This window comes from Nocardioides sp. 31GB23, from assembly GCF_040012395.1.
Taxonomy (GTDB): Bacteria; Actinomycetota; Actinomycetes; order Propionibacteriales; family Nocardioidaceae; genus Nocardioides; species Nocardioides salarius.
In genome coordinates, this window is record NZ_JBDYKJ010000007.1 from 67,876 (window position 1) to 94,037 (window position 26,162).

Genomic DNA, 26,162 nt, shown 5'->3' on the forward strand with positions numbered 1-26,162 from the left:
GGAGAAGCCCCCGTGGCTGAGATGTTCTACGACGACGACGCCGACCTGTCCCTGATCCAGGGCAAGAACGTGGCCGTCATCGGCTACGGCAGCCAGGGCCACGCGCACGCGCTGTCGCTGCGCGACTCGGGCGTCGACGTGCGCATCGGCCTGCAGCCCGGCTCCAAGAGCCGCGCCAAGGCCGAGGCCGAGGGCCTGCGCGTGGTCACCCCGGCCGAGGCCGCCGAGGAGGCCGACGTCATCGTGATCCTGGCCCCCGACCAGCACCAGAAGAAGCTCTTCGCCGAGGAGATCGCCCCGCAGCTCGCCGAGGGCGACACCCTGGTCTTCGGGCACGGCTTCAACATCCGCTTCGGCTTCATCGAGCCCCCCGAGGGCGTCGACGTCTTCATGGTCGCCCCCAAGGGCCCCGGCCACCTGGTGCGCCGCGAGTACGTCGACGGGCGCGGCGTGCCCGTGCTCGTCGCGGTCGAGAAGGACGCCTCGGGCTCGGCCTGGGACCTCGCGCTGTCCTACGCCAAGGGCATCGGCGGCCTGCGTGCCGGCGGCATCAGGACGACGTTCACCGAGGAGACCGAGACCGACCTGTTCGGTGAGCAGGCCGTGCTCTGCGGCGGTGCCTCGCAGCTGGTGATGTACGGCTTCGAGGTGCTCACCGAGGCCGGCTACCAGCCCGAGGTCGCCTACTTCGAGTGCCTGCACGAGCTCAAGCTCATCGTCGACCTGATGTACGAGGGCGGCATCGCCAAGCAGCGCTGGTCGGTCTCCGACACCGCCGAGTTCGGCGACTACGTCTCGGGCCCGCGGGTCATCGACGAGCGCGTGAAGCAGAACATGGTCGGTGTCCTCGAGGACATCAAGAACGGCTCGTTCGCCGAGCGCTTCATGACCGACATGGAGAACGGCCAGCCCGAGTTCACCAAGTTCCGCGAGCAGGGCGAGTCGCACCCGATCGAGAAGACCGGCCGCGAGCTGCGCAAGCTGATGGCCTGGGTCAAGAGCCACGACTCGGACTACACCGAGGGCTCCTCCGCACGCTGAGCACCTCCTGGGCCCCCCTAGGCACCTCCGACGCCGAGCCGGCGCGTCTACACGCGCCGGCTCGGCGTCGCTGTCACTTGACCTCGACCCGGGCCACGCGCCACAGGCCCAGCGCGAGGGGCAGCACCAGCCACAGCAGGCTGGTGGCGCCGAGCTGGGCCCACGCTTCCCCGGTCTCGGGGAAGCCCTCGAAGAGGGAGCCCTGCGTGTAGTTGAAGTCGACCCACGGCTGCAGGTCGGCGAACCACTGCTGGGCCTGGGCCAGGGTGAAGGTCAGGCCGGTGAGGGCGTAGACGTAGACGAGGTAGCCGACCAGCGCGGCCGACGAGCTGCGCAGCACCACCCCGAGCATGAAGCCGATCAGCACGCCCAGGACGTTGGCCAGCACGATCGCGGCGAAGTCGGCGAGGCTCACGTCCCACACGGTGGGTGTGCCGGCCAGCGCCGAGCCCAGCAGGTTGCCCACGGCTCCCACGGCGGCGGCCACGAGCATCCCGGCGACCGCGACCACCACGGCGTCGACGGTCTTGGCGGCCACGACCCGCCCCCGGTGGGGCACCAGGGTGAAGGTGGTCAGCCCGCTGCGCTGGCTCCACTCGCTGGTCACCGAGAGGATCGCGATCACCGGCAGCAGCACCGCCATCGGGAAGCCGACAGCCTGCGCGAACGACGCGTAGGTGATGGCGTCGTCGGGCGCCCAGAGCACCACCGCGCCGCTGGCCAAGGCTGACAGCACGCCCACGCCGATCATCAGCCAGACCCCCGAGCGGGTGTCGAACATCTTGCGCAGCTCCACGCCCAGCAGGCGGCGGAACGGGATCGGCGCCGGCACCGGGCGGGCGTCGTACGCCGCCCGGCCGGGCTCGCGGTGGGGTGCGGTGAGGGTCGGGGTGCTCATGCTGCTGCTCCTGCTCGGGTCGGGGTGGTCTCGCGCTGGGTGTCGGCGGTGAGCTCGAGGAACATCTCCTCCAGCCCCGCGCCGTCGGCGGCGCGCAGCTCGTGCAGCGCGACCCCGGCGTGCAGGGCCAGCCGGCCGACGACAGCGGGGTCGGCGTCGGTGGCGAGCGCGCCGTCGCCGGTGGGGTGGGCGGTGTGCCCGGCCGCGGTGAGTGCGGCGCCGAGCGTCTCGCGGTCACGGACGCCGACGTGGGTGCCGGCGCGGGCGAGCAGCTCGGCCTTGGTGCCGCCGGCGACGATCCGGCCGCGCCCGATGACCACGAGGTCGTCGGCGATGACCTCGATCTCGTGCAGGAGGTGGCTGGAGAGCAGCACGGTGCCGCCGCGGTCCGCGTAGTCGCGCAGCAGGTCGCGCATCCAGCGGATGCCGGCGGGGTCGAGCCCGTTGGCCGGCTCGTCGAGCACCAGCACCTGCGGGTCCCCGAGGAGCGCGGTGGCGATGCCCAGGCGCTGGCGCATGCCCAGCGAGTAGTGCCGCACCCGGCGCCCGGCCTCCTCGTCGCTGAGGCTGACCCGCTCGAGCATCTCCTGCACCCGGGTGCGGGGGAGCCCCATGGTGCGCTGGGCCAGGGCCAGGATCTCCCGGCCGGTGCGGCCGGCGTGCTGGGCCGACGCGTCGAGCAGCACGCCCACCTCGCGGCCGGGGTTGGGCAGGTCGGCGAAGCGCCGGCCCAGGACCGTGGCCGAGCCGGAGGTGGGCGGGGTCAGCCCGACCAGGACGCGCATGCAGGTGGACTTGCCGGCGCCGTTGGGGCCCAGGAACCCGGTGACACGACCGGGGCGGGCGGTGAAGGTGACGTCGTCGACGGCCGTGTGGGCGCCGTAGCGACGGGTGAGGTTCTCGAGCGTGATCATGCTCGGAGTCTCGGCCGCGCGAGGGGTGGTGCACATCGGGGATGACGCGGGCCGCGACCCTGGTCGGACCCCGGGAAGAACCAGGGGTCCCTCGGGGTTGGGGCCCACATGCGTATCGAGATCTGGTCCGACGTCGTCTGCCCCTGGTGCTACATCGGCAAGCGCCGCCTCGAGACCGCCCTGGCGGGCTTCGAGCACCGCGACGAGGTCGAGGTGGTCTGGCGCTCCTTCCAGCTCGACCCGGGCGCGCCGTCGGTGGCCGACGAGACGATCGCCGAGCACCTGGGCCGCAAGTACGGCGGCGGCCCCGAGGCCGGGCAGCGGATGATCGACCAGATGGAGGCCGTGGCCGCCGAGGAGGGCCTGGTCTACCGGCTGGGCCAGGCGCACCGGGTCGGCACCGCCGACGTGCACCGGGTGCTGCACGCGGCTCGCGACCACGCGCAGCGCGCGGAGCTGAAGGAGGCGCTGCTGGCGGCGTACATGCTCGAGGCGCGCAACGTGGCCGACCACGACGTGCTGACCGAGATCGCCGTCTCCGCCGGTCTCGAGGAGGCGCGGGTGCGTGAGGTGCTGGCCGGCACCGAGTACGCCGACGAGGTCGAGGCCGACATCCGCCAGGCCGGCGCGTACGGCGCGACCGGGGTGCCGTTCTTCGTCGTCGACGGCCGCTACGGCATCGCGGGCGCCCAGCCGGCCGATGTCTTCACCGACGTGCTGCAGCGGGCCTGGGACGACAGCCACCCCGCCGTCGAGATGGTGGGCGCGCAGACCGGCGCGGACGGCGCGGTGTGCGGCCCCGACGGCTGCAGCTGAGGCGTACCTCACTTCGGTTAGGCAAACCTAAGTCAGAGGAGTAGCGTCCGGCGGGTGCTGGGCAACTTCCTGATCGGGCTGCGCGAGGGCCTCGAGGCCTCCCTCGTGGTCAGCATCCTCGTCGCCTACCTCGTCACCTCGGGTCGTCGACACCTGCTGCCGCGGATCTGGACCGGGGTCGCGCTGGCGCTCGGCACGTGCGTGGCGCTGACCGTGGGCCTGGGCCTGCAGGCACGCCAGCTCACCTTCGAGACCCAGGAGATCATCGGCGGCAGCCTGTCGATCGTGGCCGCCGGCTTCGTGACCTGGATGATCTTCTGGATGGCGAGCGCCGCCCGCTCCATGGGTGCCCAGCTGCGCGGGCGCGTCGACGCGACCGCCGACGGCCCCGCCTGGGGCCTGGTCCTCGTCGCGGTGCTGGCGGTGGGCCGTGAGGGCCTGGAGACGTCGTTGATCCTGTGGACCAACACCCGGCAGGCCACGGGTGCCGGCGCCGGTCAGCAGACGGCCACCCCCATCGTCGCCGCACTGCTCGGCATCGGCGTCGCCGTGCTCCTCGGCTGGCTGCTCTACCGCGGCGCGATCAGCATCGACCTGACCCGCTTCTTCACCTGGACCGGCGCACTCCTGGTGGTCGTGGCCGCCGGTGTGCTGGCCTACGGCTTCCACGACCTGCAGGAAGCCGGGGTGCTGCCCGGCCTGTACTCCTACGCCTTCGACGTCTCCGGCGTGATCAGCGCCGGCGGCTGGCTCGGCACGCTGCTCAAGGGCGTCTTCAACTTCTCCCCGCAGACGACCTGGCTGGAGGCGGTGGTCTGGGTGGCGTACGTCGCGCCCGTGCTGGCCCTCTTCCTGCACCGGGTCCGTCGTTCCGTCCCGGCTCCCAGCCACTGACCCGATGAGGAACCCACTCGTGCGCACGAAGATCTCCATCTCCCGCCCCCTGGCCACCACCCTGGTGCCCCTGGTGCTCGCCGTCCCGGCTCTGGCCGCCTGCACCGAGAGCACCGAGACGGCCGGCACGTCCGACGGCGACGCTCGCTCGGTGACGGTCACCTCCACTGACGACGCCTGCGACGTCTCCACGCTCGAGGCGCCCTCGGGCACGCTGCGCTTCGACGTCACCAACGACGGCTCGCAGGTCACCGAGTTCTACCTCCTCGCTGAGGACGGGCTGCGGATCGTGGCCGAGATCGAGAACATCGGTCCGCAGGCGACCCGCCAGCTGGTCGCCGACGTGGCCCCCGGCTCCTACCGCACCGCCTGCAAGCCGGGGATGAGCGGCGAGGGCATCCGCGCCGACTTCACCGTCACCGACTCGGGGGAGGAGCGCGAGGTCTCCGCCGACGAGCAGCAGCTCGTCGACCGGGCCCTGGCCGGCTACCAGGCCTACGTCGAGGACCAGTCGGCCCAGCTGCTGGAGAAGACCGAGGAGTTCGTCGCGCTCTACGAGGCCGGCGACGACGACGAGGCCCGGGCGCTCTACCCGGTGGCGCGCACGCACTGGGAGCGCATCGAGACGGTGGCCGAGTCCTTCGGCGACCTCGACCCGCAGATGGACCTGCGCGAGGCCGACCTCGAGCCCGGCCAGGAGTGGACCGGCTGGCACCGCATCGAGAAGGACCTGTGGCCGGCCCGTGCCGAGGACTACACGGCGCTGACGCCGCGGCAGCGCTCGACGTACGCCCAGGACCTGCTGGCCAACACCCGCACCCTGGACGACCAGATCCAGGGCCTGGACTTCACGGTCGACCAGATCGCCAACGGCTCGCGCGGCCTGCTCGAGGAGGTCGCGACCGGCAAGGTGACCGGCGAGGAGGAGTACTGGTCGCGCACCGACCTCTACGACTTCCAAGCCAACGTCGACGGCGCTCGCGTCGGCTTCGAGGGTGTTCAGCCGATCGTCGCCGAGAAGGATCCCGAGCTGGCCGAGACGCTCACCGACCGCTTCGCCGAGCTGCAGGACCTGCTCGACCAGCACCGCGACGGCGACGGCTTCGTCTCCTACGACGAGCTCGACGCCGACGAGGTCAAGGCGCTCGCCGACGCCGTCAACGCGCTCTCCGAGCCGCTGTCGCGACTGACCGCGACCGTCCTGGCGTGAGGTCGGCGCGGGTCTCGCGCCGCGGCCTGCTGGGCGGTGGCGGCGTCGCGGTCGTCGGGGTGGCCGGGGGCTTCGCCGCAGGGCGTGCCGGCGCGGGCGAGTCCGAGGCGACCACGGTCGAGTCGTACGCCTTCCGCGGCGAGCACCAGGCCGGCATCGTCACCCCGGCCCAGGACCGGCTGCACTTCGCGGCGCTCGACGTCACCACGGACTCCCGCGAGGAGCTGGTGGCGCTGCTGCAGGAGTGGACCGAGGCCGCCGAGCGGATGACGCGCGGCGAGGACGCCGGGCCCGAGGGGGCGGTCGGAGGCAGCTACCTGCTGCCGCCCGACGACACCGGTGAGGCGATCGGCCTGCCGGCCAGTGGCCTGACGGTCACGTTCGGTCTCGGACCCGGGCTGTTCCGCGACGCCGGGGGCCGGGACCGCTTCGGGATCGCCGACCGGCAGCCCGAGGCGCTGCGCGACCTGCCGCACTTCCCGGGCGACGCGCTCGACCCGCGCCGCTCCGGCGGCGACCTGTGCATCCAGGCGTGCGCGCAGGACCCGCAGGTGGCGGTGCACGCGGTGCGCAACCTGGTGCGGATCGGTTTCGGACGGGTCTCGGTGCGCTGGTCGCAGCTCGGATTCGGCCGTACGTCGACCACCTCGACCAGCCAGGACACCCCGCGCAACCTCTTCGGCTTCAAGGACGGCACCGCCAACGTCAAGGCCGAGGAGCCCGAGGCGCTGGCCGAGCACGTCTGGGTCGGGCCCGATGACGACCCGGCCGCGGGCTGGCTCGCGGGCGGCACCTACCTGGCGGCCCGGCGGATCAACATGACCATCGAGGTCTGGGACCGCCAGCCGCTCGGCGACCAGGAAGCCTTCATCGGTCGCACCAAGGGCACCGGGGCTCCGCTCTCGGGCGGCTCGGAGCACACCGAGCCCGACTTCGAGATGCCCGGCAGCAACGACACCACCGTGATCGCCCCCGACGCCCACGTGCGCGTCGTGCACCCCGACATGCACAGCGGGGCGCGGATGCTGCGGCGCGGCTACAACTTCGTCGACGGCAGCAACGACCTGGGCGGGCTGGACGCCGGCCTGTTCTTCATCGCCTTCGTGCGCGACCCCCGTACGGGCTTCATCCCGGTGCAGAACGCGATGGCCAAGCAGGACTCGTTGATGGAGTACCTGCGCTTCACCGGCTCCGCGCTCTTCGCCGTGCCGCCCGGTGTCGGCGAGGGCGAGTACGTCGGGCAGACGCTGCTGGGTTGAGCGTGCGTCCGGGCCCGGCGTCAGCGAGGATGTCGGACGTGGACGCACGCTTCTTCCACGGCACCCGCGCGGTGCTCGTGCCCGGTGACGAGCTGGTGGTGGGCCACGGGTCGAACTTCCAGCAGGGCCGGATCTCCCGCAACGTCTACTTCACCTCGCTGGTCGCGACCGCGGCCTGGGGTGCCCAGCTGGCGAGCGCGCTGGCCGGGGACGCTGGGTCGGGGCAGGTCTACGAGGTGCTGCCGCTGGGTCCGTTCGAGGACGACCCGAACGTCACCGACAAGAAGTTCCCCGGCAACCCCACCCGCTCCTACCGCACGGTGCACCCGGTGCGCGTCGTCGCTGTCGTCGAGGACTGGCCGCGCCACCCGCCGGAGGCCCTCGAGGCGATGCTGGCCAGCCTTGCCCGGCTGCGGGAGCAGGGCCTGGACGTGATCGAGGACTAGTCAGTCGAGGCGGACCAGCACCACCGTGTCCGCGTAGCCCAGGCCGCGCCGTCCCTGCGGTCCGAGCCGGGCGAGCAGACGGGTCACCGTCGTCATCCACCCGTACTTCTCGCGGACCCGGCCCTGCACCTCGTCGAAGAACGCGCCCGAGCGCACCATCTCGGCCTGCCCGTCGACCGGCGAGGTGGCCTCCTGGGTGCGCCCGCGCGCGTCGCACGGCTCGACCCGCACGCGCGGGTCGTGGCGCAGCCGCTTGGTCTTGCCGGTGCCCATGGCGGTCCAGAACCCCAGGCGCCCGTCGCTGACCGGCACGACCCACACCGGCGTGGTGACCGGCTCGCCGGAGCGGCGGAAGGTCGTGAAGGCGAGGTACTTCTCGGCGGCCAGCTGCTCGGCGGTGGTCATGCGTTCAGGCTCCCACGATCGGCGCTCGGGGAGCCGACGTCGATGGTGCGACGACGGCGCCGCGGAAGCCGAAGCGGGCCAGCCGGTCGCGCACAGGCTCTGGTCTGGCCCCGGGGTGGCGACGCGACCGGGTCCACGTGCCAGGACCGTTGGCCCCGACCAGTCCGGCGCGGCCCCGCGAGAGGGCCAGGTCGAGGTCGCGCAGCGCGGGGGAGCCGTCTGGCCAGGTGACGATGAGGCAGGAGACGGAGATGACGGGATGCGTCGAGGGCATGGGTGCTCCGGGTGAGGGGTCGGGTGCGTCGCGGCGGACGCGGAGACGGGCCTCAGAGGAGCAACGGACCTTGCCTGGGGTGGGAAGTGAACGTGGCCAGGCTAGGTCGGTGGGGCAGCCGCACCTGGTTTTCGCCTGGGCGTGAGAGGTTGCCCAGGTGCTGATCTACGTCGCCGGGGCGCTGGCCGATGCCGAGCGCGTGCGCGCGGTGCAGGCCGCGGTCGTGGCCGGGGGCCACGAGCTGAGCCTGGACTGGACCCGGGGAGCCGACGCGACACTGACCGACTACGAGTCGCAACCCGCTGCGTCTGCGGCGGTCGCGAGTGCCGATCTCGCGGCGGTGCTCGCCGCGGAGGCGGTCCTCGTCGTCGCCCCCGAGCACGAGGGGCGCGGGGTGTACGTCGAGCTGGGTGCGGCTCTGGCGCGTGCCAGCGCGGGGGCACTCCAGCACGTGGCGGTCCTCGGGCCGATCCAGCACCAGAGCGTGTTCTTCCACCACCCGGCGGTCACCAGGTGGGTCACTGTTGAGGCGTGGCTGGACAGCCTGGGCTGAGCTCGAGGGTGCCGAGGAAGGGTGGGAGGCGCAGTGGTCACGAACGACGAGCGCGGGCCTCCTTGAGCTGCCCGGTCCGACCACTCCGCGAGGCGCACCATCCTGACGACCCGTACGCCGCCGTCGGCGTGTCACGTGAGGGTCGTCAGGACCGTGGTGGGGGGGGTCGGCGTACGGAGGTTGGGTGGGTCACTGGGTCTCGACGGGCGCTCCTCACTGGCGCTGGTCACTGCTCGACCGACGACCACTCCGCGAGTCGGCTCGTTCGAACCGGCCGGCTCGGCGCGGGACTCAGGCGACCATCACGCGCGTGCCGCGTCGGACGCGGCCGGCGGGGGCGTCACGGACCTCGGCCCAGGCGAGGGCGAGGCGCTCGACGGCGACGGCGAGCTCGTCGGGGCGGCGGGTCCAGGGGATGCGCACGTAGCGGTCGAGGCCGCCCTCGGCGGCGAAGACCGGTCCCGGGGCGACGATGACGCCGTGCTGCTCGGCCGCAGCGGCCAGCGCGCTGCCACGGGCCGTCGGCAGCTCGACCCACAGGGCCAGCCCGCCGCCGGGCACCAGGAAGCGCCACTCGGGCAGCCGCTCGGCGACCTCGTGGACCAGCCGGTCGCGCTGCTCGCGCAGCCGCTCGCGGTGCCCGGGCAGCACCGGCCCGTGCTCCAGCAGCCTCGCCAGGGTCAGCTGCTCGAGCACCGGCGCCCCGAGGTCGAGCGCGAGCCTGGCCTCCTGCAGCGTCTCGACGCACTCGTGCGGGGCGCGGACCCAGCCCAGCCGCAGACCGCCCCAGAAGCTCTTGCTCGCGCTGCCGATCGTGATCGTGCCGGGCGCGTGGGCGGCGAACGGGGCGGGCATCTCCTGCCCGTCGAGCGCCAGCGCCTGGTGCGCCTCGTCGACCACCGCGCGGGTGCCGGCGGCGCGCAGGTGCCCGGCGTACGCCGCGCGCTGCTCGTCGCTCATCACGTGGCCGGTCGGGTTCTGGAAGTCCGGCACCAGGTAGGCCAGCCGTGGCCGCGCGCCGCGCAGGGTCGACCCCACGGCGTCGAGGTCCCAGCCCTCCGGGTCGACCGCCGAGGGCACCAGCCGTGCGCCGGCGTTGCGCAGCGCCTGGGTGGCGTTGGGGTAGACCGGCGACTCGACCAGCACCCGGTCGCCGCGGCCCGCGAACGCCTGCGCCACGACGGCCGCCGCGGCCAGCGCACCGGGGGTCACCAGCACCTGGTCGGGGTCGGTGGGCAGGCCGCGGGCGTCGTACGACGCGGCGATGCGCTGCTGCAGCCACGGCAGCCCGGCCGGGAAGTAGCCGTGGCCGCCGAGGTGGGCCGGCAGGTCGCCGATCGCGTCGGTGTAGGCCTGCATCAACCCGGCCGGTGCCGGGGCGGCGGCGCAGTTGAGGTCGATGGCGTCGCCGTCGTCGACGCCCGGCAGCAGCGCCCGGTCGTGCGAGCGGGCCAGCCCGCCCGGCACCCGCGTGAAGGTGCCCGAGCCCTGCCGCGACACGGCGTACCCGCTCTCGCGCAGCAGTGCGTAGGCGCGCGTGACGGTGGTGCGCGAGACCGCGAGCGCCTCGGTCAGCTCGCGCTCGCTGGGCAGGCGCACGTCGAAGCCGATGCGTCCGTCGCCGATGAGCAGCGTGAGCGTGTCGGCGAGCCCGACGTAGGCGGGGGAGCGGTCGAAGGAGCCGACCAGGGCGGCGACCCGGGCGGCTGAGACGGCGGTGGCCATGCAGACCACTGTCGCACGATTGGCTATTTCACACCAGGCCAATCGGCCTGCACCCTGGACCCATGCTCGTCGCCGACCTCGGACCCCTCGCCCAGCTGCGCGCCGGGCGCCTGGGCCGCCGCCTGCCCCAGCTCTACGTCGGCCTGTGGCTGTACGGCGTCTCGCTGGCCATGATGGTGCGGGCCGACCTCGGCGCCGCCCCGTGGGACGTGCTGCACCTGGGCATCGCCCGCTACGTGCCGCTGAGCCTGGGCGAGGTGCTGATCGTGGTCAGCCTGCTGGTGCTGCTGCTGTGGATCCCGCTGCGCGAGGTGCCCGGCCTGGGCACCATCTCCAACGCGCTGGTCATCGGCGTCGCCACCGACGCCACCTTGTCGGTGCTCGAGCGCCCCGACGAGATGTGGCTGCGGATCACGCTGATGCTCGTGGGCGTGCTCGGCAACGGCGCCGCGACCGCCTTCTACATCGGTGCCCAGCTCGGTCGCGGGCCGCGCGACGGGCTGATGACCGGCCTGCACCGGCGCACCGGCGTCTCGCTGCGCGTGGTGCGCACCGGTCTCGAGGTCACCGTCGTGGCGATCGGTCTCGTGCTCGGCGGCGTCGCCGGCATCGGCACGGTGCTCTACGCGCTGAGCATCGGCCCGGTCACCCAGGCCCTGCTGCCGGCGCTGAGCGTGCGTCTGGCCGAGCCCGTCGACGAGCCCGGCGTCGACCCGGCGAGCGCTACCGCTTCGTCGCGATGATCGTGGAGGCGTCGGAGGCGACCATCACCTCGACGGCGGTGAAGCGCGGGTCGGTCAGCCACTGCTCGCGCAGCACGTCGACGCGGCCGTAGGTCACCGGCGGCCACTGCTCGCACGGCGTGAAGTCGTCGAGGACCACGATCCCGCCGTCGGCGACCAGGTCGGCGATCGCGTCGACCCCCACCTCGCCCGGCTGGCCCGAGTCGAGGAAGAGCAACGAGAAGGGACCCTTGTCGAGCAGGGTCGACCAGTCGGCGGCCAGCACCTCGACCAGCGGGTCGTCGACGAAGATCTCCGAGGCCGCCCGGGCCAGCCGGGGGTCGAGCTCGGCGGTCACGATGCGGGCGTCCTGCCCGCGCACCCCGCTGCGCAGCCAGGCCGTGCCGACCCCGCAGCCGGTGCCGAACTCGGCCATCGTGCCCTCGCGGGTCGCGGCCAGCGTGGCCAGCAGCCGACCGGTCTCGTTGCGGCAGAACGAGACGTAGCCGGCGCGGCGCGAGACCTCGAAGGCGCGGCGCACGACGTCCGGCAGCTCGGGAGGGGCACTCATGGCGGGGAGTCTGTCACCTCGAGACGCTCGTCCCGGATCGTGGACACATTCCGGAAAGCGGTAGCCGGCGTCCGGTGTGCGTGCCTAGGCTGTGTCCACCATGCGGAGCATCTACGTACTTATCGAGTGCCGCGGCGAGGCCCAGCAGCGATAGCTGCCAGTGAGGCCACCTCGCCGCGGTGTTCGGCGTTGCTCTTGGTCTCACGGCACATCTGAAGATGTCTCCGCGGCGGGTCCACTTCGCTGAACACGCGTGATCCGCTCCTCTCGAGGTCTCCACCTCCCATGCGATCCATGGGTCGTCCGTCCCCACCGCGGGGTCATCTCCGGCCGTGGCGTGAGCCATCGCAGGAGAACCACCGCAGGACCGACACCAGATCACCACCGAGAAGGAGACGCACCATGTACGACATGTACCCCGAGTGGGGCCCGGCGGCCCACCACCCCGAGAACCCGCGCAGCGTCGAGGCGGTCCAGGCCTCGCTCGACCTGCGGGACAACGGCGGCCAGCGCCCCGACGACAACTAGCGTTCGGCCCATGACCTCCACTCCTGTCGCGACCGGTCCCGTCAAGCTCGCCGTCATCCCCGGCGACGGCATCGGGCAGGAGGTGACCGCCGAGGCCCTCAAGGTCCTCGAGGTCGCCTCACCGGCAGGGGTCACCTTCGAGCAGACCCGCTACGACCTCGGCGCGGAGCGCTACCTCGCGACCGGCGAGGTGCTGCCCGACACCGTGCTCAGCGAGATCCGCGAGCACGACGCCATCCTGCTCGGCGCCGTCGGCGGCAAGCCGAACGACCCGAGCATCCCTCCCGGCCTCCTCGAGCGCGGCCTGCTGCTGCGGCTGCGCTTCGAGCTCGACCACTACGTCAACCTGCGTCCCTCGCGGATCTTCCCCGGCGTCACCTCGCCGCTGAGCCGCGAGGTCCTCGGCGACGACGAGGTCGACTTCGTCGTGGTGCGCGAGGGCACCGAGGGCCCCTACACCGGCAACGGCGGCGCCCTGCGCGTCGGCACCCCGGCCGAGGTGGCCACCGAGGTCTCCGTCAACACGGCGTACGGCGTGGAGCGCGTCGTGCGCGACGCCTTCGCGCGGGCCGAGCGCCGCCCGCGCAAGAAGCTGACCCTGGTCCACAAGACCAACGTGCTGGTGCACGCGGGCTCGGTGTGGTGGCGCCTGACCCAGGCCGTGGCCGCCGAGCACCCCGACGTCACCGTCGACTACATGCACATCGACGCGGCGATGATCCACATGACCACCAACCCGCAGCGCTTCGACGTGATCGTCACCGACAACCTCTTCGGCGACATCATCACCGACCTGGCCGGCGCCATCAGCGGCGGCATCGGGCTCGCGGCCTCGGGCAACATCAACCCCGACCGCACCACGCCGTCGATGTTCGAGCCGGTGCACGGCTCGGCCCCCGACATCGCCGGGCAGCAGGTCGCCGACCCGACCGCGGCGATCCTGTCGACCGCGCTGCTGCTCGACCACCTCGGCCACCCCGAGGCGGCCGCGCGCATCGAGGACGCGGTGCTGGCCGACCTCGCCGAGCGCGGCACGGCGCGTCGCCGCACCGCCGAGGTGGGCGACTCGGTCGCCAAGCGGGTAGCAGGCTGAGCCCCACCTGACGAGAGCGGTAGTTTGATGCCCATGGAGATCAGCGTCACCCGCAACCCCTCGCCCGTCCCCGACGACCGGCTGGCCGAGATCCTGGCCGCCCCCGGGTTCGGCACCCACTTCACCGACCACATGTTCACGGTGGAGTGGACGCCGGAGAAGGGCTGGCACGACGCGCGGATCACGCCGTACGGGCCGCTGACCCTCGACCCCGCGACGGCGGTGCTGCACTACGCGCAGGAGACCTTCGAGGGGATGAAGGCCTACCGCCACGAGGACGGCTCGGTGTGGGCCTTCCGTCCCGAGCAGAACGCCGAGCGGATGGCGCGCTCGAGCCACCGCCTCGCGCTGCCGGTGCTCGAGACCGAGGACTTCCTGGCCGCGGTGCGCGCGCTGGTCGAGGTCGACCAGCGCTGGGTGCCCGACAACACCGGTGAGAAGAGCCTCTACCTGCGGCCCTTCATGTTCGCCTCGGAGAAGTTCCTGGGCGTGCGCCCGTCGCAGCACGTGACCTTCATGGTCATCGCCAGCCCCGCCGGCGCCTACTTCAAGGGCGGGCTCAAGCCGGTGAGCCTGTGGCTGACCGAGGAGTACACCCGCGCCGGTCGCGGCGGCATGGGTGCGGCCAAGACCGGCGGCAACTACGCCTCGTCGCTGGTGGCCCAGCAGGAGGCCACCGCGCACGGCTGCGACCAGGTGGTCTTCCTCGACGCGCAGGAGATGCGCTACGTCGAGGAGCTCGGTGGCATGAACATGTACTTCGTGCACGACGACGGCACCATCGTCACCCCGGCCACCGGCACGATCCTCGAGGGCATCACCCGGGCCTCGATCATCGAGCTGGCGGGCAAGCTGGGGCACCGCGTCGACGAGCGCCGCTTCTCGGTCGAGGAGTGGCGCGACGGCGTCACCTCGGGCCGGATCCGCGAGATCTTCGCCTGCGGCACCGCGGCGGTCGTGACCCCCGTGGGCGCGCTCAAGCACGCCGGGGGAGAGGTGCCCGCCCCCGCCGACACCGGCGAGGGCGGCGGCGACCTGACCCGCAGCATCCGCCAAGCGCTCGTCGACATCCAGTTCGGTCGCGCCGAGGACTCCTTCGGCTGGATGCACCGCATCGTGTGACCTGCGTGACGCCCGGTGTGCGTCGGCGGGAAGGTGAGGCTAGCCTAAGTCGGTGTCCTCGACCCTGACCCGTGCGCCCGCCGCGTCGCTGCGAGGCCCGGTGCTGCCCGGCCTGCTCGCGCTGCTGCTGCTCGCCGTGGTCGCCAGCCTGGCGCTGGGGGCCCGCGACGTCTCGCTGGCGCAGGTGTGGGCCGCGCTGGTCGACCCGGTCGCCGGCGACAACGACCACCTGGTGGTGCGCGACCTGCGGGTGCCGCGCACCCTGGTCGGGCTGGTCGGCGGGGCCGCGCTGGGCGTGGCCGGCGCGCTGATGCAGGGGGTCACCCGCAACCCGATCGCCGACCCCGGGCTGCTGGGGATCAACTCGGGCGCCTCGCTGGCGGTGCTGGGCGCGATCTCCCTGCTCGGCGTCACCTCCGTCTCGGGCTACCTGTGGTTCGCCTTCGCCGGCGCCGCGCTGGCCGCCGTCGTCGTCTACGGCGCCGCGTCGCTGGGCTTCGAGGGCGTCACGCCCGTCAAGCTCGCCCTCGTCGGCGCCGCCGTCACCGCCACCTCGACCTCCGTCATCACCGTCGTGCTGCTCGCCGACACCCAGGCCCTCGACGACTACCGGTTCTGGCAGGTCGGCTCGCTGGCCAACCGTCCCCTCGACGTGCTGGCCACGGTGCTGCCCTTCGTGCTCGTCGGCCTCGCGCTGTCGCTGGCGGCCGGGCGCGTGCTCAACGCGCTGGCACTGGGCGACGACGTGGCCCGCGGGCTGGGCCAGGACGTCGTGCGCGGGCGCCTGCTGGTCGTGCTCGCGGTGGTGCTGCTCTGCGGCTCGGCGGTCTCGATGGTCGGCCCGATCGCCTTCGTGGGTCTCGCGGTGCCGCACCTGGCCCGGGTGCTCGTCGGCCTCGACTACCGCTGGATCGTCACGGTCTCGGCGCTGCTGGGCCCCGTGCTGCTGCTGGGCGCCGACGTCGTGGGTCGCCTCGTCGTGCGGCCCGGTGAGCTCGAGGCCGGGCTGGTCGTCGCCCTGGTCGGGGCGCCGGTGCTGCTGCTGATCGTGCGCCGCTCGACGGCGGTGGCCGCGTGAGCGCGGGCATGCTGGAACGCAGCCCCCTGGGGCGCCACCAGGTCGCCGCAGCAGGCCTGCGGGCCGCGCGCCGGCGCCGCCGCACCCGGCGTACGGGCGTGCTGGCGGTGCTCGTCGCGCTGGCCCTGTCGCTCTCGGGTGCGGCGCTGGTGATGGGTGACTTCCCGCTCTCGCTCGGCCAGGTGCTGGGCGCGCTGGTCGGTGCCGAGGACCCGTCGGCGCGCTTCATCGTCGTCGAGCTGCGCGCGCCCCGGCTGCTGCTCGCGGTGCTGGTCGGCGTCGCCTTCGGGCTCGCCGGCGCGCTGTTCCAGTCGGTGCTGCGCAACCCCCTGGCCAGCCCCGACATCATCGGCATCTCGCAGGGGGCCAGCGCCGGCGCGGTCGCCGCCCTGCTGCTCGGCGGGCTCAGCGGGGCGGCGGTGTCGCTGTCGGCGCTGGGCGGGGGCTCGCTCGTCGGCCTGCTGCTGTACGCGGTCGCGTGGCGCGGCGGGATGACCGGTCACCGCTTCGTGCTCTCGGGCATCGGGGTGGCCTACGTCTGCGCGGCGGTCGTCGGCTACCTGCTGACCCGCAGCGAGGTGAACCAGGCCCAGGTGGCGCTGCGCTGGATGGCCGGCAGCCTGGCCCAGGCCGAGTGGGGGCTGGTGCAGGTGCTCGCGGGCGCGCTGGCGCTGCTGGTGCCGCTGGTGGCCCTGCTCGCGCGGCCGCTCGACCTGCTCCTGCTGGGCGACGACCAGGCCGGCGGCCTCGGGCTGCGCCCCGAGCTGGTGCGCGCCGCGGTGATCGCGCTCGGCGTCGCCCTGGCGTGCGCCGCGACCGCCGCGGCCGGGCCGGTGGCCTTCGTGGCCTTCGTCGCCGCGCCGGTCGCGCGCCGGCTGCTCTCCGACGGCAGCCTGGCGCTGGCGGAGTCGGCGCTGGTGGGCGTCGTGCTGGTGGTGGGGGCCGACCTGCTGGCCCAGCACCTCCTGCCCGGCGACCTGTCGGTGCCCGTGGGGGTCGTCACCGGCGCGATCGGTGGGCCCTACCTGATCTGGCTGATGAGCACCGGAAGGACGGCAGCACGATGACCGACCAGAACCGCCTGGTGGCGCACGGCGTGCACCTGGCCTACGACCAGCATCGGGTGGTGCACGGGGTCGACCTCGCGGTGCCGACCGGTCAGGTCACGGCGATCGTGGGCGCCAACGGCTGCGGCAAGTCGACGCTGCTGCGCGGGCTGGGGCGCATCCTGCGCCCGGTCGAGGGCCGTGTCGAGCTCGGCGGGCGCGACCTGCACCGGATGCGTCCGCGCGAGGTCGCCTCGGTGCTGGGCCTGCTGCCCCAGCAGCCGGTGGCGCCCGAGGGGATCAGCGTCGGCGACCTGGTCGGCCGAGGCCGCCACCCGCACCAGGGCGCCTTCCGCCGCTGGAGCGCCGACGACGCCGCCGCGGTCGCCCGGGCCCTGGCGCTCACCGACACCCAGGACCTCGTGGGGAGGCGGGTCGAGGAGCTCTCCGGCGGTCAGCGCCAACGCGTCTGGGTGGCGATGATGCTCGCCCAGGACCCGCGCATCCTGCTGCTCGACGAGCCCACCACCTACCTCGACATCGCCCACCAGGTCGACGTCCTCGACCTGCTGGCCGACCTCAACGAGCAGCGGGGCACCACCGTGGTGATGGTGCTGCACGACCTCAACCTCGCCGCGCGCTACGCCGACCACCTGGTCGTGATGGCCCGCGGGCGGCTGGTGCGCGAGGGAGCGCCGGCCGACGTGCTCGACGCGCAGTGCGTCCGCGAGGCCTTCGGCCTGGTGGCGCGGGTCGTCGCCGACCCGGTGACCGGGTGCCCGATGGTGATCCCCGCCGGGGCCCGGGAGCGCCGAGGAGCAGAGTGCGGTAAGGTTAGCCTCACCTAACAAACGACCGGGCTCGGCCGGTCCTTCACAGTGAGGAGTGGACGTGTCGTCCCTTCGTCGACGGACCTCCCGGTCCCGCCTGTCCGGTCTCGTGCTTCCCCTCGTGGCGGGCCTGCTGGTGCTGCCCCTGGCCGCCTGCGGCTCCGACGACGCCGAGGAGCCCCAGACCGACGACGCCGCCGGTGCCGAGGAGTTCGAGCCGGTCACCGTCGAGCACGCCTTCGGTGCCACCGAGGTCACCGAGCGCCCCGAGCGCGTCGTCACCTGGGGCTGGGGCACCCCCGACGCCGTGCTCGCGCTGGGCGTGGTGCCCGTGGCCATGGAGAAGCTCAGCTACGGCGCCTCCGAGGAGGGCTTCATGCCGTGGCAGGAGGAGGCCTTCGAGGAGCTCGACGCCGAGCAGCCCACCGCGCTGACGCCCGGCGAGGCGCCGCCGTTCGAGGAGATCGCCGCCGCGGCCCCCGACGTGATCCTGGCCAACTACTCCGGCATCACCGAGGCCGACTACGACAAGCTCACCCAGATCGCCCCGACCGTGGCCTACCCCGACCAGCCGTGGTCGACGCCGTGGCGCGAGGTCATCACCACCGTCGGCGACGTGCTGGGCCAGGACGACGAGGCCGACCAGGTGCTCGCCGACATCGACGCCGACGTGGCCGCCGCGGCCGAGGCGCACCCCGAGTTCGAGGGCACCAGCATCGCCGCGGTCGCCATCGACCCGAGCGCCTTCTACGTCTACAGCGCCGCCGACCCGCGCGTGCAGTTCCTCGAGGACCTCGGCTTCACCGTCGCCCCGAGCGTCGACGAGCTCGACACCGGCGAGAGCACCTTCTACTACACGCTCAGCACCGAGAACGTCGACCAGCTGGAGTCCGACGTGCTGCTGTCCTACGCCGCGACGCAGGAGCGGGCCGACGAGATCGCCGAGGACCCGACGTACCAGACCATGGAGCAGTTCCAGGAGGGTCACGTGGCCACCGTCGCGGGCGAGGCCGTCGTCTCCTCGGTCTCCCCGCCCACCGCGCTGTCGCTGACCTACAGCCTCGACACCTTCGTCGAGGCGCTGGCCGGTGCCGTCTCCAGCGAGTGAGGCCCCGGTGTCGGTAGCCTCGTGACGTGAGCACCACGCCGCGCAGCGCCGCCCTCGCCACCGTCGGCGGCTACACGCTGCTGACCCAGATCGGCGAGGGCGGCATGGGCGTGGTGCACCTGGCCCGGCGCCCCGGCGGCGAGCGGGTGGCGCTCAAGGTGCTGCGCCCCCACGTCGTCGGCGGCGACGAGGCCCGCCAGCGGCTCGAGCGCGAGGTCTCCTCGCTCTCGCGGGTGCGCAGCCGCTGGGTGGCCGAGGTCATCGACGCCGACCCCTGGGGCGACGTGCCCTACGTCGCCACCCGCTACGTGCCCGGGCTCTCCCTGCACGACCACGTCGTCGAGGAGGGCCCGGTCGTCGGGCGCGACCTCGTCTGGTTCGCCGGGTGCCTGGCCGAGGGCCTGGCCTCGGTGCACGAGGTCGGGGTGCTGCACCGCGACGTCAAGCCCTCCAACGTGCTGATGGAGGGCCGCACCCCGATCCTCATCGACTTCGGGCTGGCCCGCGTCGCCGACGACCCGCGCCTGACCCACACCGGCTGGCTGATCGGCACCCCCGGCTACCTGGCCCCCGAGATCCTCTACGGCGACGACGCCAGCACCGCCTCCGACGTGCATTCGTGGGCGGCCACGGTCGCCTACGCCGGCACCGGCCGGGCCCCCTTCGGGCGGGGCCCCTCGATGGCGGTGATGGACCGGGTGCGCCGCGGCGAGCACGACCTCGACGGGCTGCGCGGCGACCTGCACGACGTCGTCGAGGCCGCCCTCGACCCCGACCCGGAGCGTCGGCCCACCCTGGGGGAGATCCTCGACTGGCTGCGCCCGCAGTCGACCCAGGTGCACCGGCGACCGGTCGCCGGCCCGCTACCCGAGGTGGTCGAGACCGCGCCGATGCGGGCCGCCGCGTGGCCTGAGGAGGAGACCCGCGTCGAGGCCGAGCCGGTCGACTGGCAGGAGGAACGGCAGGACGACTGGCGGGACGACTGGCCGGAGGAGGGGCCGCACACCGCCGTGCTGCCCACCGAGCAGTGGTCCGACCAGCAGTGGGACGACCAGGCGCCTCGGGTGCCGCCGCTCGAGCGGGTGCGCCGCGGGCTGCTCACCCTGGCCGGCGGGGTGGCCGTGGCGGTCGGGGTGGCCGCGGTGCCGTACGCCGGCCTGGCGCTGGTGCTGGTGGCCGTCTGGCTGCTGCGCAGCGGGTCGCTGGCCGCCAGCCACGTGGGCGATCGCCGGCGGCTGCGCGGTCGTCGCTGGTACGACGCGCCCGTGGTGCTGGTGCGCGCGCCGTGGGACCTGCTGCGCTCCATCCCCTCCACGATCGTGCTGCAGCTGTGGGCCCTCGGGCTGGCCGCGGCCGCGGGGCTGGTCTGCTACTCGTTGGCCGCCGGCACCGTCGTGACGCTGCTCGCGGGCGCCGGGGCCCTGGTGCTGGGGCTGTGGTGGGGGCCGGGCGGCTCGCGGGTGCGCTCGTCCCTGGGCCGCGTGGTGCGCCCGCTCTCGGCCGCCCCGGGGCGCTGGGTCGCGGGGCTGCTGCTGGTCACGGTGGCCGCCGGGGCGGCGGCGTACGTGCTCGACCAGCGGGGCCCGTGGTGGGTGCCGGCGCAGGACCAGCCGGTCGGATCGCGAGACGCCGCCCGTGGCGGTGTGGTCGGTGGCACACTCGACGACGTGCAGCACGTCTCCATCATTCGCTAGCGCGCCGGGACCTCCCCGGCGCGCCAACCTCTCGTCCGCGAGAGGTTTTTTTGTTGGAGCACCTCCCCACGACCCCCACCCAGCAGCGGAGCAGCAGCGATGGACCTCCACGGCGCCTTCCACGTCTACGACACGACCCTGCGCGACGGAGCGCAGCAGGAGGGGCTGAACCTGTCGGTCGCCGACAAGCTCGCGATCGCGCGCCAGCTCGACGGGCTCGGTGTGGGCTACATCGAGGGCGGGTGGCCGGGGGCGAACCCCAAGGACACCGAGTTCTTCCGTCGCGCCGCCACCGAGCTCGACCTGTCCCACGCCCGTCTGGCCGCCTTCGGCGCCACGCGGCGCGCCGGCGCCCGGGCCGCCGACGACCCGCAGGTGGCCGCGCTGCGCGACAGCGGCGCCGGGGTGGTGACGCTGGTGGCCAAGTCGCACGACCGCCACGTCGAGCTGGCGCTGCGCACCACGCTCGAGGAGAACCTCGCGATGGTGCGTGACACCGTGGCCCACCTGCGCGCCGAGGGCCAGCAGGTCTTCCTCGACGCCGAGCACTTCTTCGACGGCTACCGCGCCAACCGCGACTACGCGCTCGAGGTGCTGCGCACCGCCTTCGAGGCCGGCGCCGAGGTGGCCGCGCTGTGCGACACCAACGGCGGGATGCTGCCGCCGTGGGTCTCCGACGTGGTCCACGACGTCGTCGAGACGACCGGCGGGCGCATCGGCATCCACTGCCACAACGACACCGGCTGCGCGGTGGCCAACTCGCTGGCCGCCGTCGACGCGGGGGCGACGCACGTGCAGGGCACCGTCAACGGCTACGGCGAGCGCACCGGCAACGCCGACCTCGTCACCGTCGTGGCCAACCTCGAGCTCAAGCTGGACCGTCAGGTGCTGCCGCCGGGGCTGCTGCGCGACGCGACCCGCATCGCGCACGCCGTCGCCGAGGTCACCAACATCGCGCCGGCCGCGCGCCAGCCCTACGTCGGCACCTCCGCCTTCGCCCACAAGGCCGGGCTGCACGCGAGCGCGATCAAGGTCGACCCCGACCTCTACCAGCACATGGACCCCCTCGGCGTCGGCAACGACATGAGGCTGCTGGTCTCCGACATGGCCGGGCGCGCCTCCATCGAGCTCAAGGGCCGCGAGCTCGGCTTCGACCTGTCGGGCGACACCCCCGAGGCCAAGGCGCTGCTCACCCGCATCACCGAGCGGGTCAAGGTGCTCGAGGGACGCGGCTACACCTTCGAGGCCGCCGACGCCTCCTTCGAGCTGCTGCTGGTCGAGGAGGTCGAGGGCGAGCGGCCGTCGTACGTCGACGTGGAGTCGTGGCGCGTCATCACCGAGACCCAGCCCGGCCCGGGGGTGGAGGCGCTCTCGGAGGCGACCGTGAAGCTGCGGGCCGGGGGAGTGCGCTACGTCGTGGCGGGCGAGGGCAACGGTCCGGTCAACGCGCTCGACCACGCCCTGCGCTCCGCGATCGGCCAGGCCTACCCGGAGGTCGCCCGGCTCGAGCTGGTCGACTACAAGGTGCGCATCCTCGACCAGGGCCACGGCACCGACGCGATCACCCGGGTGCTCATCGAGACCGCCGACGGCGAGGGCTCGTGGGTCACCGTCGGGGTGGGGCACAACGTCGTGCAGGCCTCGTGGGAGGCACTGCTCGACGCCGTCACCTTCGGGCTGCGGCGCCACCACCGCTGAGGCCCGCCGAGCGGGCACTTCTGCACCACCGAGCAGTCGATCCTGGGATCGGGTTCCCGGTGACGGCGTACGACGTCAGCGCTCGCCGCGAGACTCCCCGCCGGCAGGTGTGACATCGGGCGGGGGGCTGCGTCGACAAGGATGAGCCCACCGAGCCGCCACCCCAGGAGCGAACACATGCAGGAGCAGGAGTTCGAGGAGCTCGCCCGAGCGCGAGCGCCCCAGCTCTACCGGTCGGCCTGGCTGCTGTGCGGCAGCCACCACGAGGCCGAGGACCTGGTGCAGGAGACCCTGGCCAAGGTCTTCAGCCGGTGGAGCTCCCCGTTCGGCCGCCGCATCGACAACCCGGCGGCGTACGCCCAGACCACCCTGACCCGCACCTTCATCAGCGCGCGCCGCCGGCGCAGCAGCGGGGAGGTGCCGCGCAGCGACCTGCCCGACTCGGCCGACACAGCGACGTCCGAGGCGGCCGCGCTCAGCGAGACCCGCCTCGCGATCCTCGAGGCGCTGGCGGGGCTCCGGCCCGCCGACCGGGCCGTGCTGGTGCTGCGCTACCTCGAGGACCTCTCGGTGGAGGAGACCGCGCAGCGGATGGGCACGTCGTCGGGCGCGGTGCGCACCCGGTCCGCACGAGCGCTGGAGCGGGTGCGGCCCCTGCTCGACCGCTCGCTCACGACCACGACCACGAGAGGCGACGACCATGAGTGACCCGACCCCGACCCCGTCCACCGACCGCGCCGCCTCCGGGTTGCTCCACGCCGCGACCGACACCCTCGTCCCCGACGTCGACCGGCTGGTGCGTGGTGGCGTGTCCCGGGGACGCGCCTTGCGTCGCCGCCGTCGGGTCGGCGCCTCGCTGGCCGCGCTCGCCGCGGTCGTCGTGGTCGGAGTGGCCGTCGGCGTGGGCGCCCCGTTGCTCGGCGGCGACGCGGCGCCGCCCGAGGTCGCGGACACGCAGACCGACGACGTCCGGGCGACCGACCGGGCGCTCGCCGTCACGGCCGCCGACATCCCCGCCCTCGTCGACGAGATCCTGGGGTCCGAGGCCACCGCCCCCGTGAAGGGCGTCCCGACGTACACCAAGGACGCGGCCCGGGAGAAGATCAAGCACTTCCTCTACGACGGCGCGCGCGCCACTGTCATCATCGAGCCCGCGGGCCTCACCTGCTCCGAGCGGGTCGCGATGGACGCCGCGGAGGAGCGTCTCGACGTGCGCAGCAGCTGCGGGGAGCAGGGCGGGCTGACGGTGCTGACCTCCCGCGAGCGTGTGGACGAGGTCGTGACCCGCGAGGCCAGCGCCTGGAACCACGGCTACGTCGTGCGGGCCCTTTCCACCAACGCCGACCGGCGCACGGTCGTCGAGGCGCCGACGCTCTCGCAGGACGAGCTGCTCGCCCTCGCTACCAGCGAGCGCTGGTTCGGGCGGTGAGTGTCCGACGCTGCGTACGCCGGCCGTCCGCGCGCCGAGCCGCCTGGTTCGACGTGAAGTCGTGGCGCGTCATCCGGTGAGGGGGCGAAGTGCGGGTCGTGCCTACTAGGAGACTTCCCAGCAGGACCGGCGTCTGGCCAGACTCGGTCCAGGGGTCCGGCGGGACGCTCGTTATGCGGCTGCCCACCGGCTACTGGGGTGTGGCTCTCATCTGGACTGCGACCCGTCGGGCCCCGTGACGAGGAGTGGCTCAAGAGGGGTCTGCCCAGCTCGTAGTAGCAATGCCCACCTCGTCGTCCCCAACTGGAACCACGACGGACGAGGTGAACAGGTTGAAGACAACCAGGGACGTGATCATCGGGGTCGATCCCCACAAGATGTCGGTGACGATCGAGGTCGTCGACCCCAACGAGCGCCTGCTCGGCACCGGGCGCTTCGGGACCGATCAGGCCGGCTACGCCGCGATGCAGCGTTATGTGAAGCAGTGGCCACACCGCACCTGGGCCGTGGAGGGAGCCAACGGCGCCGGTCGCCCACTGGCCCAGCGACTCATCGCCGCCGGTGAGCACGTCGTCGATGTGCCGGCCAAGCTCGCGGCCCGGGTGAGGTTGTTCGACACCGGGCACAACCGCAAGACCGACGCCCTGGATGCCCACTCCATTGCCGTGGTCGCGGTCCGCACTCCGGGGCTACGGGTCGTGGTCGAGGACGGTGAGCTCGAGGCGTTGCGGATGCTCACCGAGCGCCGTGATGAGTTGGCCCACCAGCGTGTGCAGACGGTCAACCGGTTGCAGCGCCTGCTCAGCGAACTGCTGCCTGGCCAGCGCAAACGCGACCTGTCCGCTGCACAGGCCAAGGCCATGCTGGCCACCGTGCGGCCTCGCGACGTCGCCGGCAAGACCCGACGCCGGATGGCAGCTGAGCAGGTCGCCGACCTGGTCGTACTCGATGCGAAGCTGAAGAAGATCAAGGCCGAGCTGAAGGACGCCGTGACCGCGCGCGGATCGAACCTCATGGGCATCTACGGGATCGGCCCCGCCGGTGCCGCACGCATCCTGGCCGACGTCGGTGACGTGGCCCGGTTCGCCGACCGGAACCGGTTCGCGTCCTGGACCGGGACCGCACCCCTGGACGCTTCATCGGGTGAGCAGAACCGTCACCGGCTCTCCCGCGCCGGGAACCGCCGGATGAACCACGTGCTGCACATCGCCGCGATCGTGCAAATCCGCCACGACACCGAAGGCCGCGCCTACTACCGACGCAAGCTCGCCGAAGGCAAGACACCGATGGAGGCACTGCGCTGCCTCAAACGACGCCTGTCCGACGTCGTCTACCGCCAGCTCGTCGCCGACAGCAAGGCCCCCACCACGCCCGTGGACGCGGATCCGGGAGGGCACCGCGGGGCGACTCTTCACTCCAGCGCGGTCGACTCACACCCGCACATCGACACTTCGGATCAGCCACTTCCCGGACCCGCGAGGCCGACGCTACGCCCCGACCGCGAGCACGTGAAGAACCTCGTCCCCAGCACCCGTTGACACAGAGGGGTGCCAGATCCGGACGATCAGTTCGAGCGACCGACGCCAAGGACATCGAGGATTGCAGCGCCACCGTCGAGAACGCCGCCGACCGTCCCTTCCTGGTTGTCTGCACCGGGCGGCGTCGCGGTCGGGTTGTCTGTGAGCCGGACGTCGCGGCAGCCGTAGTCGTCGACGACTACTCCGGTCAGGTCGCCATCGTGGCTGTAGACGACCATCCAGCGCGGGCCGAGGTCGGCGTTGCATCCACCGCTGCGATCAGCGGGGGCAAGATCGTCCAGGGCGTCCTGCAGGTCCGGGAGGTCGGTGGCGGCGACGGGTTTAGGACGCCCTGCACGGCTCCACCCGTAGACGGCCCCGCCGCTGGCGGTCGTGCCGACATCGAACGTGTTGTACTGACAGACCCATGCCTCTTGCGGAACGAGGAGAGTCGGACGTTCGTCCGCGACCTCCTCGATGCCGAAGCCGTGACCGGACGGGTCCTCACCGATAGGCAACTCCTGCGGGCACGGTTGACCAGCCGCGTCGGTGAGCTCGCTCGGACGGACCTCGGGGTCTTTAGCAGTTGGGCTGCCCGACCAGGGCAGGTCGCATCCGGCGAGGAGCAGGACTGCGGTCGCAACGCCGAGGGTCGCGCCGATCCGCCTCCAGGCGCGAGAGCGGGAAGCTGCGGCAACGGGGAGGCTCGAGGAGTTCGGCAGCGGCATGGTTGTTCGACGATCTCATAGCGCCAGTGGTTCCGCGGTCAGTGCGCGCTGCTCGGCAGAGTCGGATGCCAGCCCCCGCGTCAGTTTCGCTCGAGCAGGTCGTAGTCGAACGGGCACAACGGCCCGTCGCGCCGTGCGCCCCTGCGGAGAGCCGGTGTCGGGGCTGCCTGGCGAAGCGTTGTGCCCGTTCGGCTACGGGCCCGGAGCGGAGTCCCTGGGCTGCACGGACATCGGCAGGAGTGCGCGTCCTGATGCGTGACCTGTCCCGCAGCCCGGAAGCTCGCCCTCCGGGCATCGGAGGGTCCGTGGTGACCGGCGGTCCGACCTCGTCGCCGGGGTCAATCAGCAGGCCCTGGCAGGGCCCTGGAGCAATGAAACAGGTGTGCACAACCCCTTGCTATCGAACATCTGTTCGAGTAGAATCGGGTCATGATCGAGACCGACAGCCACGGACAGCCTCTCGAGGTCGACGACCTCGACGCTGACTGGTTGCTCGACTTCGCCCACGAGGCCGAGGCGGAGGTCCGCAAGGCGGAGCGGCGTCGGTTGCGGGTGGTGCTGCG

General features: G+C 72.9%; 27 protein-coding genes. 20 read left to right on the forward strand and 7 right to left on the reverse strand.

Features of this window, described 5'->3' with window-relative positions:
- Positions 1–12 precede the first annotated feature (12 nt).
- Positions 13–1,041 carry a ketol-acid reductoisomerase gene (ilvC, locus tag ABKW28_RS03570; protein ID WP_307822799.1) on the forward strand — a complete coding sequence of 343 codons (1,029 nt, stop codon included), beginning with the start codon at positions 13–15 and terminating at the stop codon, positions 1,039–1,041.
- Positions 1,042–1,114: 73 nt separating this feature from the next.
- Here ilvC and ABKW28_RS03575 read toward each other — a convergent pair whose 3' ends face one another.
- Complete coding sequence (locus tag ABKW28_RS03575; protein ID WP_193667875.1) at positions 1,115–1,939, reverse strand: ABC transporter permease subunit; 825 nt, start codon at positions 1,937–1,939, stop codon at positions 1,115–1,117.
- Positions 1,936–2,853, reverse strand: a complete 918-nt coding sequence (locus ABKW28_RS03580; RefSeq protein WP_348606419.1) for an ATP-binding cassette domain-containing protein — start codon at positions 2,851–2,853, stop codon at positions 1,936–1,938. The genes ABKW28_RS03575 and ABKW28_RS03580 overlap by 4 nt, the downstream gene beginning before the upstream one ends.
- Before the next feature lie 108 nt (positions 2,854–2,961).
- Here ABKW28_RS03580 and ABKW28_RS03585 point away from each other — a divergent pair, with 108 nt between their 5' ends.
- From ABKW28_RS03585 to arr, 5 genes are read left to right on the forward strand one after another with little or no spacing between them, the layout of a single operon-like run.
- Positions 2,962–3,669, forward strand: a complete 708-nt coding sequence (locus ABKW28_RS03585) for a DsbA family oxidoreductase (RefSeq protein WP_193667877.1) — start codon at positions 2,962–2,964, stop codon at positions 3,667–3,669.
- A gap of 54 nt (positions 3,670–3,723) precedes the next feature.
- A complete protein-coding gene (gene efeU, locus ABKW28_RS03590) occupies positions 3,724–4,563 on the forward strand; it encodes an iron uptake transporter permease EfeU (RefSeq protein WP_348606421.1) in 840 nt (279 codons plus the stop codon).
- Between the two features lie 19 nt (positions 4,564–4,582).
- Complete coding sequence (efeO, locus tag ABKW28_RS03595) at positions 4,583–5,773, forward strand: iron uptake system protein EfeO (RefSeq protein ID WP_348606423.1); 1,191 nt, start codon at positions 4,583–4,585, stop codon at positions 5,771–5,773.
- A complete protein-coding gene (gene efeB, locus ABKW28_RS03600; RefSeq protein ID WP_348606425.1) occupies positions 5,770–7,032 on the forward strand; it encodes an iron uptake transporter deferrochelatase/peroxidase subunit in 1,263 nt (420 codons plus the stop codon). Before efeO ends, efeB begins: the two co-directional genes overlap by 4 nt.
- A gap of 38 nt (positions 7,033–7,070) precedes the next feature.
- Complete coding sequence (gene arr / locus ABKW28_RS03605) at positions 7,071–7,478, forward strand: NAD(+)--rifampin ADP-ribosyltransferase (RefSeq protein ID WP_348606427.1); 408 nt, start codon at positions 7,071–7,073, stop codon at positions 7,476–7,478.
- Here arr and ABKW28_RS03610 read toward each other — a convergent pair whose 3' ends face one another.
- Positions 7,479–7,883: a PPOX class F420-dependent oxidoreductase gene (locus ABKW28_RS03610; RefSeq protein ID WP_348606429.1), complete on the reverse strand. Its 405-nt coding sequence runs from the start codon at positions 7,881–7,883 to the stop codon at positions 7,479–7,481.
- 4 nt (positions 7,884–7,887) lie between these two features.
- Positions 7,888–8,157, reverse strand: coding sequence for a hypothetical protein (locus ABKW28_RS03615; protein WP_348606431.1), 270 nt, complete (start codon positions 8,155–8,157; stop codon positions 7,888–7,890).
- A 157-nt stretch (positions 8,158–8,314) separates the two neighbouring features.
- Between ABKW28_RS03615 and ABKW28_RS03620 the strand changes: the two genes are divergently transcribed.
- Positions 8,315–8,710, forward strand: coding sequence for a hypothetical protein (locus tag ABKW28_RS03620; RefSeq protein ID WP_348606433.1), 396 nt, complete (start codon positions 8,315–8,317; stop codon positions 8,708–8,710).
- Between the two features lie 291 nt (positions 8,711–9,001).
- Here ABKW28_RS03620 and ABKW28_RS03625 read toward each other — a convergent pair whose 3' ends face one another.
- Positions 9,002–10,435, reverse strand: coding sequence for a PLP-dependent aminotransferase family protein (locus tag ABKW28_RS03625; RefSeq protein WP_348606435.1), 1,434 nt, complete (start codon positions 10,433–10,435; stop codon positions 9,002–9,004).
- A gap of 62 nt (positions 10,436–10,497) precedes the next feature.
- Between ABKW28_RS03625 and ABKW28_RS03630 the strand changes: the two genes are divergently transcribed.
- Positions 10,498–11,178: a hypothetical protein gene (locus tag ABKW28_RS03630; protein ID WP_348606437.1), complete on the forward strand. Its 681-nt coding sequence runs from the start codon at positions 10,498–10,500 to the stop codon at positions 11,176–11,178.
- Here the strand turns inward: ABKW28_RS03630 and ABKW28_RS03635 are convergent.
- The gene (locus ABKW28_RS03635) at positions 11,159–11,728 is read right to left on the reverse strand and encodes a class I SAM-dependent methyltransferase (protein WP_193667887.1); all 570 of its coding nucleotides are present in this window, start codon (positions 11,726–11,728) and stop codon (positions 11,159–11,161) included. The two genes, ABKW28_RS03630 and ABKW28_RS03635, sit on opposite strands and share 20 nt — an antisense overlap.
- A 402-nt stretch (positions 11,729–12,130) precedes the next feature.
- Here ABKW28_RS03635 and ABKW28_RS03640 point away from each other — a divergent pair, with 402 nt between their 5' ends.
- From ABKW28_RS03640 to ABKW28_RS03695, 12 genes are all read left to right on the forward strand, one after another.
- Entirely contained in the window at positions 12,131–12,256 is a 126-nt protein-coding gene (locus ABKW28_RS03640; protein ID WP_264675470.1) for a hypothetical protein, read from the forward strand.
- 10 nt (positions 12,257–12,266) lie between these two features.
- Complete coding sequence (locus tag ABKW28_RS03645) at positions 12,267–13,349, forward strand: 3-isopropylmalate dehydrogenase (RefSeq protein ID WP_348606439.1); 1,083 nt, start codon at positions 12,267–12,269, stop codon at positions 13,347–13,349.
- Positions 13,350–13,382: 33 nt separating this feature from the next.
- On the forward strand, positions 13,383–14,471 hold the full coding sequence (locus tag ABKW28_RS03650; RefSeq protein ID WP_348606441.1) for a branched-chain amino acid aminotransferase: 1,089 nt from the start codon (positions 13,383–13,385) through the stop codon (positions 14,469–14,471).
- Positions 14,472–14,523: 52 nt separating this feature from the next.
- Complete coding sequence (locus ABKW28_RS03655) at positions 14,524–15,549, forward strand: iron ABC transporter permease (RefSeq protein WP_348606443.1); 1,026 nt, start codon at positions 14,524–14,526, stop codon at positions 15,547–15,549.
- 8 nt (positions 15,550–15,557) lie between these two features.
- Positions 15,558–16,616, forward strand: a complete 1,059-nt coding sequence (locus ABKW28_RS03660; RefSeq protein ID WP_348606448.1) for an iron chelate uptake ABC transporter family permease subunit — start codon at positions 15,558–15,560, stop codon at positions 16,614–16,616.
- On the forward strand, positions 16,613–17,443 hold the full coding sequence (locus ABKW28_RS03665) for an ABC transporter ATP-binding protein (RefSeq protein ID WP_348606450.1): 831 nt from the start codon (positions 16,613–16,615) through the stop codon (positions 17,441–17,443). The genes ABKW28_RS03660 and ABKW28_RS03665 overlap by 4 nt, the downstream gene beginning before the upstream one ends.
- A 91-nt stretch (positions 17,444–17,534) precedes the next feature.
- The gene (locus ABKW28_RS03670; protein ID WP_348606452.1) at positions 17,535–18,533 is read left to right on the forward strand and encodes an iron-siderophore ABC transporter substrate-binding protein; all 999 of its coding nucleotides are present in this window, start codon (positions 17,535–17,537) and stop codon (positions 18,531–18,533) included.
- Positions 18,534–18,559: 26 nt separating this feature from the next.
- Complete coding sequence (locus ABKW28_RS03675) at positions 18,560–20,227, forward strand: serine/threonine-protein kinase (protein WP_348606454.1); 1,668 nt, start codon at positions 18,560–18,562, stop codon at positions 20,225–20,227.
- A gap of 99 nt (positions 20,228–20,326) precedes the next feature.
- Positions 20,327–21,925 carry a citramalate synthase gene (gene cimA / locus ABKW28_RS03680; protein ID WP_193667893.1) on the forward strand — a complete coding sequence of 533 codons (1,599 nt, stop codon included), beginning with the start codon at positions 20,327–20,329 and terminating at the stop codon, positions 21,923–21,925.
- Between the two features lie 177 nt (positions 21,926–22,102).
- Positions 22,103–22,633 (forward strand): SigE family RNA polymerase sigma factor, encoded by a 531-nt coding sequence (locus tag ABKW28_RS03685; protein WP_193667894.1) that lies wholly within the window; start codon positions 22,103–22,105, stop codon positions 22,631–22,633.
- The gene (locus ABKW28_RS03690; protein ID WP_348606456.1) at positions 22,626–23,354 is read left to right on the forward strand and encodes a hypothetical protein; all 729 of its coding nucleotides are present in this window, start codon (positions 22,626–22,628) and stop codon (positions 23,352–23,354) included. Before ABKW28_RS03685 ends, ABKW28_RS03690 begins: the two co-directional genes overlap by 8 nt.
- A 350-nt stretch (positions 23,355–23,704) precedes the next feature.
- Entirely contained in the window at positions 23,705–24,892 is a 1,188-nt protein-coding gene (locus tag ABKW28_RS03695; RefSeq protein ID WP_204797139.1) for an IS110 family transposase, read from the forward strand.
- 26 nt (positions 24,893–24,918) lie between these two features.
- Here ABKW28_RS03695 and ABKW28_RS03700 read toward each other — a convergent pair whose 3' ends face one another.
- The gene (locus ABKW28_RS03700) at positions 24,919–25,599 is read right to left on the reverse strand and encodes a hypothetical protein (protein ID WP_193667897.1); all 681 of its coding nucleotides are present in this window, start codon (positions 25,597–25,599) and stop codon (positions 24,919–24,921) included.
- Between the last annotated feature and the right edge of the window lie 563 nt (positions 25,600–26,162).

Coding starts and splice junctions, on each gene's coding strand:
- ABKW28_RS03685 (WP_193667894.1), top strand. CDS start 22,103: ATGCAGGAGCAGGAGTTCGAGGAGCTCGCCCGAGCGCGAGCGCCCCAG.
- ABKW28_RS03645 (WP_348606439.1), top strand. CDS start 12,267: ATGACCTCCACTCCTGTCGCGACCGGTCCCGTCAAGCTCGCCGTCATC.
- ABKW28_RS03630 (WP_348606437.1), top strand. CDS start 10,498: ATGCTCGTCGCCGACCTCGGACCCCTCGCCCAGCTGCGCGCCGGGCGC.
- ABKW28_RS03580 (WP_348606419.1), bottom strand. CDS start 2,853: ATGATCACGCTCGAGAACCTCACCCGTCGCTACGGCGCCCACACGGCC.
- cimA (WP_193667893.1), top strand. CDS start 20,327: ATGGACCTCCACGGCGCCTTCCACGTCTACGACACGACCCTGCGCGAC.
- ABKW28_RS03625 (WP_348606435.1), bottom strand. CDS start 10,435: ATGGCCACCGCCGTCTCAGCCGCCCGGGTCGCCGCCCTGGTCGGCTCC.
- ABKW28_RS03615 (WP_348606431.1), bottom strand. CDS start 8,157: ATGCCCTCGACGCATCCCGTCATCTCCGTCTCCTGCCTCATCGTCACC.
- ABKW28_RS03700 (WP_193667897.1), bottom strand. CDS start 25,599: ATGCCGCTGCCGAACTCCTCGAGCCTCCCCGTTGCCGCAGCTTCCCGC.
- ABKW28_RS03610 (WP_348606429.1), bottom strand. CDS start 7,883: ATGACCACCGCCGAGCAGCTGGCCGCCGAGAAGTACCTCGCCTTCACG.
- ABKW28_RS03690 (WP_348606456.1), top strand. CDS start 22,626: ATGAGTGACCCGACCCCGACCCCGTCCACCGACCGCGCCGCCTCCGGG.
- ABKW28_RS03585 (WP_193667877.1), top strand. CDS start 2,962: ATGCGTATCGAGATCTGGTCCGACGTCGTCTGCCCCTGGTGCTACATC.
- ABKW28_RS03650 (WP_348606441.1), top strand. CDS start 13,383: ATGGAGATCAGCGTCACCCGCAACCCCTCGCCCGTCCCCGACGACCGG.
- ABKW28_RS03635 (WP_193667887.1), bottom strand. CDS start 11,728: ATGAGTGCCCCTCCCGAGCTGCCGGACGTCGTGCGCCGCGCCTTCGAG.
- ABKW28_RS03660 (WP_348606448.1), top strand. CDS start 15,558: ATGCTGGAACGCAGCCCCCTGGGGCGCCACCAGGTCGCCGCAGCAGGC.
- ABKW28_RS03665 (WP_348606450.1), top strand. CDS start 16,613: ATGACCGACCAGAACCGCCTGGTGGCGCACGGCGTGCACCTGGCCTAC.
- ABKW28_RS03640 (WP_264675470.1), top strand. CDS start 12,131: ATGTACGACATGTACCCCGAGTGGGGCCCGGCGGCCCACCACCCCGAG.
- ABKW28_RS03575 (WP_193667875.1), bottom strand. CDS start 1,939: ATGAGCACCCCGACCCTCACCGCACCCCACCGCGAGCCCGGCCGGGCG.